This window comes from Micromonospora sp. BL1, assembly GCF_003667485.1.
GTDB lineage: Bacteria > Actinomycetota > Actinomycetes > Mycobacteriales > Micromonosporaceae > Micromonospora > Micromonospora tulbaghiae.
The window spans coordinates 1-4,943 of the sequence record NZ_RCVK01000235.1; the positions used below are offsets into that span (position 1 = coordinate 1).

2 protein-coding genes and 1 pseudogene are annotated in these 4,943 nt (G+C 71.4%); 2 read left to right on the plus strand and 1 reads right to left on the minus strand.

The window, feature by feature from the left end:
- Positions 1-277: 277 nt before the first annotated feature.
- Together ileS and EAD96_RS15405 are read left to right on the plus strand one after the other, a co-directional pair.
- Complete coding sequence (gene ileS, locus EAD96_RS15400) at positions 278-3,424, plus strand: isoleucine--tRNA ligase (protein WP_121684779.1); 3,147 nt, start codon at positions 278-280, stop codon at positions 3,422-3,424.
- A 141-nt stretch (positions 3,425-3,565) separates the two neighbouring features.
- Positions 3,566-4,276: a 1-acyl-sn-glycerol-3-phosphate acyltransferase gene (locus EAD96_RS15405; RefSeq protein ID WP_121684780.1), complete on the plus strand. Its 711-nt coding sequence runs from the start codon at positions 3,566-3,568 to the stop codon at positions 4,274-4,276.
- 4 nt (positions 4,277-4,280) lie between these two features.
- On the opposite strand, the pseudogene EAD96_RS15410 reads toward EAD96_RS15405, so the two are convergent.
- Positions 4,281-4,943: pseudogene (locus tag EAD96_RS15410) on the minus strand (hypothetical protein); the annotation flags it as partial.

Consider the following 4,943-nt stretch of genomic DNA (forward strand, 5'->3'; position numbering starts at 1 on the left):
ACTCGGCGGCGCGGTGGGTGGGGGGTCGAGTACGCTTGAACGCACAGGCGACGACCCGGCCATCACCGGTGAGCCTCCGGAAGAACAGCCGGGTCACCGGCTCAGTAGAACCGGACGGGACGGCCCGTCACAGCCGGCCAACGAGCGGGCGGTCGCACCTCGGCCGCCAAGCGGGGTGGTACCGCGGGCCACACCCGGTACGCCGTCACGGCGTACCGGATTCGGCTCGTCCTCGCAGACCACAGACGAGTGAGCTGCTGAGGGAGAGCGACAGGCGATGGCCTATCCGTTGCACGACCCGACCGGCGCCGGTGTCCCGGCGAGCCCGGACCTGCCCGCGGTCGAGCGCCGGGTGCTGGAGCACTGGACGGCCGACAAGACGTTCGAGGCGTCGGTCGAGGCCCGCGACGCCGGCCGGAACGGCGAGAACGAGTACGTCTTCTACGACGGCCCGCCGTTCGCCAACGGGCTGCCGCACTACGGCCACCTGTTCACCGGCTACGTCAAGGACGTGGTGCCGCGCTACCAGACCATGCGCGGCAAGCACGTCGAGCGCCGGTTCGGCTGGGACTGCCACGGCCTGCCCGCCGAGGTGGTGGCCGAGAAGCAGCTCGGCATCACCACCAAGGCGGAGATCCTCGACCTCGGCGTGGCCCGGTTCAACGACGCCTGCCGCACGTCGGTGCTGGAGTTCACCCACGACTGGGAGCGGTACGTCACCCGGCAGGCCCGCTGGGTCGACTTCGCCAACGACTACAAGACGCTCGACCTGGACTACATGGAAAGCGTCATGTGGGCCTTCAAGACCCTGCACGACAAGGGCCTGGTCTACGAGGGCTTCCGGGTGCTCGCGTACTGCTGGCGGTGCGAGACGCCGCTGTCGAACACCGAGACCCGGATGGACGACGTCTACCGGGACCGGCACGACCCGACACTCACCGTCTGGTTCGAGCTGACCGCCGACGAGAACGCGCCGGAGCCGCTGCGCGGGCCGGTCAAGGTGGGCGTCTGGACCACCACGCCGTGGACGCTGCCGTCGAACCTGGCGCTCGCCGTCGGCCCCGACATCGAGTACGCGCTGCTGGAGCGCGACGGCGAGCGCTACGTCGTCGGTGCCGCGCGCCTCGGCGCGTACGCCAAGGAACTGGAGGGGTACGAGCAGGTCGGCACCGTGTACGGCCGCGACCTGGTCGGACGCCGCTACACGCCGCTGTACGACTTCCTGGTCGAGCCGGCCGGCCCGAACGCCTACCAGGTGCTCGGCGCGGACTTCGTCACCACCGAGGACGGCACCGGGATCGTCCACCTGGCCCCCGCCTTCGGTGAGGACGACCAGAACACCTGCAACGCCGCCGGCATCCCCACCGTCGTGACCGTGGACGACCACACCCGGTTCACCGCGCTGGTGCCGCCGTACCAGGGCGAGCAGGTCTTCGACGTGAACAAGCCGGTGATCCGGGAGCTGAAGGAGCGGGGGGTGGTGCTGCGGCAGGACACCTACACCCACTCGTACCCGCACTGCTGGCGCTGCGACACCCCGCTGGTCTACAAGGCGGTGTCGTCGTGGTTCGTCGCGGTGACGAAGTTCAAGGACCGCATGGTCGAGCTGAACCAGCAGATCAACTGGACGCCCGGGCACATCAAGGACGGCTCGTTCGGCAAGTGGCTGGCGAACGCCCGGGACTGGTCGATCAGCCGGAACCGGTTCTGGGGCTCGCCGATCCCGGTGTGGCGCTCCGACGACCCGAACTACCCGCGGGTGGACGTCTACGGCTCGCTGGCCGACATCGAGCGGGACTTCGGCGTACGCCTGACCGACCTGCACCGGCCGGCGGTGGACGACCTGGTCCGCCCCAACCCGGACGACCCGACGGGCAAGTCGATGATGCGCCGGGTGCCGGAGGTGCTGGACTGCTGGTTCGAGTCCGGCTCGATGCCGTTCGCCCAGGTGCACTACCCGTTCGAGAACCGTGAGTGGTTCGAGCACCACTACCCGGGTGACTTCATCGTCGAGTACATCGGGCAGACCCGCGGCTGGTTCTACACCATGCACGTGCTGGCCACCGCGCTGTTCGACCGGCCGGCGTTCCGCAACTGCCTGAGCCACGGCATCCTGCTCGGCTCGGACGGGCGCAAGATGTCCAAGAGCCTGCGCAACTACCCGGACGTCTACCACGTGTTCGACTCCTACGGGTCGGACGCGATGCGGTGGATGCTGATGTCCTCGCCGGTGCTGCGCGGCGGCGACATGGCGGTCACCGAGTCGGGCATCCGGGACGCGGTGCGCCAGGTGCTGCTGCCGCTGTGGAACGTCTGGTACTTCTTCTCGCTGTACGCCAACGCCGACGGCCACACCGCGCGTCGCCGTACGGACTCGGCGAACGTGCTCGACCGGTACGTGCTGGCGAAGACGAACGAGCTGGTGGCGACCGTCGGCGCGCAGATGGACGCGTACGACATCTCCGGTGCGTGCGCGACGGTGCGGTCCTACCTGGACGCGCTGACCAACTGGTACGTGCGCCGGTCCCGGGACCGCTTCTGGGCCGGCGACGCGGACGCGTTCGACACGCTGTGGACCGTGCTGGAGACGCTGTGCCGGGTGGTGGCGCCGCTGGCGCCGCTGACCGCCGAGGAGATCTGGCGCGGGCTGACCGGCGAGCGGTCGGTGCACCTGACCGACTGGCCGTCCGCGGAGGAGTTCCCGGCCGACCACGAACTGGTCTCCGCGATGGACAACGTCCGGGCGGTCGCGTCGGCGGCGCTGTCGCTGCGCAAGGCCAAGGGCCTGCGGGTACGGCTGCCGCTGGCGAAGCTGACAGTGGCCTCGCCCGTCGCCGACCAGCTGCGGCCCTTCGCCGACCTGGTCGCCGACGAGGTGAACGTCAAGGAGGTCGTGCTCACCGGCGAGGTGTCCGCGTACTGCCAGCAGGTCCTCACCGTGGTGCCGCGGGCGCTCGGCCCGCGCGTCGGCAAGGCCGTCCAGCAGGTGATCAAGGCGGTCAAGGCGGGGGAGTGGGAGCTGCGCGACGGCGCCCCGGTCGCCGCCGGGGTCACGCTCGCCGAGGGCGAGTACGAGCTGCGCCTGGTCGCCGCCGACGCCGAGCACTCCGCGCCGCTGCCCGGCGGTGAGGGAGTGGTCGTGCTGGACACCGAGGTCACGCCGGAACTCGCCGCCGAAGGGCTGGCCCGGGACGTGGTCCGGGTCGTGCAGCAGGCCCGCCGCGACGCCGACCTCGACGTCTCCGACCGGATCACGGTGGCCGTCTCCGCCTCCGAGGAGGTACGCGCGGCGGTCGCCGCGTACACCGGGTTCGTGGCCCGGGAGGTGCTGGCCGACAGCATCGACTTCGCCGAAGGGCTCGACGGCTTCACCGGCGAGGCCGGCGAGGGCGAGCGCGTGACCGTGACGGTCCGCAAGGTGTGAGCGGACCGGGCCCTCCTGCACCCCCTCGGGTGGAGGAGGGCCCGGCCCCAGCGAGTGGACTGCGAGCCACCCGCTCGGTGGCGGACGGCCGCGTCGGCTACCGTGACAGCGCCTGTTTCACGTACGACCGCCGGAGGACCCGTGCCCCTGCTCTACACCATCGGCAAGCTCACCGTGGCGCCCACGCTCCGGTTGGCCTTCCGTCCGCACGTGGAGGGTTTGGAGCACATCCCGGGGACCGGCGGCGCGATCTTCGCCAGCAACCACCTCTCCGTCGCCGACGAACTGCTCCTCGGCACCGTGGTGCCGCGGCACCTGGCGTTCTGGGCCAAGTCGGAGTACTTCAAGGGCACCGGGCTCAAGGGCGGCTTCTCCAAGTTCGTGCTCACCGGCCTGGGCGCGATCCCGGTCGAGCGGGCCGGTGGGCGGGCCGCGCTCACCGCGTTCGACGCGGCGATCCCGGTGCTCAAGGCCGGTGACCTGGTCGCCGTCTACCCGGAGGGCACCCGCTCCCCGGACGGGCGGCTCTACCGCGGGCGTACCGGCACCGTCCGGCTGGCGATCGCCGCCGGCGTGCCGATCATCCCGGTCGGCGTGACCGGCACCGACAAGGCCCAGCCGATCGGCACGCGGATCCCGCGACCGGGCCGCGCCAAGATCACCATCAAGTTCGGCAAGCCGCTGGACTTCACCGGCCGTCCCGACGACCGCACCTCGCTGCGCGCCATGACCGACGAGATGATGGCCGAGATCCAGAAGCTCAGCGGCCAGGAGTACGTCCCGCGCTACGCCCCGAAGCGCGCCGACCAGGCGGCCACCGGCGACCAGACCGGCGGCGAGCCGACCGCCTGAGCGGTCAGGACTTCGGCACCACCACGCGCTGACGCAGGTCGTTCAGCAGCCGCCCGCTGTCGTCCACCGACAGCCGGGTGAACACGCCGGTGGTGAGGCTGCCGTGGTCGGCCGACACGCAGACCACCACCGAGTCGCCGTCCGCCCGGCCGACGGCGCATCGCTCGTGGCGACCCCGTACGCCCGTGTCCACCACCACCGACTCCTGCAGGGCGTAGTCCCCGGCGAGGCGCTCGATCTCCGACTTGGCGTCCGACTCCGGGCTGAACCGCAGGCCGGTGCTGCCGAACAACGTCACCCGCTTGCCGTCACTCGTGCTGTAGATGCCGGCGAACGTGTCCTCGGCGAGCAGGTTGGTCTCCCGTACCCGGGATTTCAGCTCCTCGGCGGCGGCCCTGCTGCTGTCGTCCTGGCGCAGCCGCATCGAGTCGATCTGGTCCGGGAGGGTGGCGCTGGCCGGGTACTGGCTGGAGATCGGCTGGAACCACCAGAGCGGGAGGCCGCAGCAGCAGGCCACGGAGAGCAGCAGCACCCAGGGCCAGCGGCGCCTGCGGCGGGTCCGCTTGGGCGGCTGCTGCCAGCCCGGCGGCGCGGCAGGCGGCCCGGCCTTGCCCCGGCGCTGCTTCGCCGGCCGGCGAAGCCGGGCCGGCCGCCGCAGCCGCGCCGG

Excerpts from the sequence above, each read along its gene's own strand:
- ileS (WP_121684779.1), top strand. The coding sequence starts at position 278 with ATGGCCTATCCGTTGCACGACCCGACCGGCGCCGGTGTCCCGGCGAGC.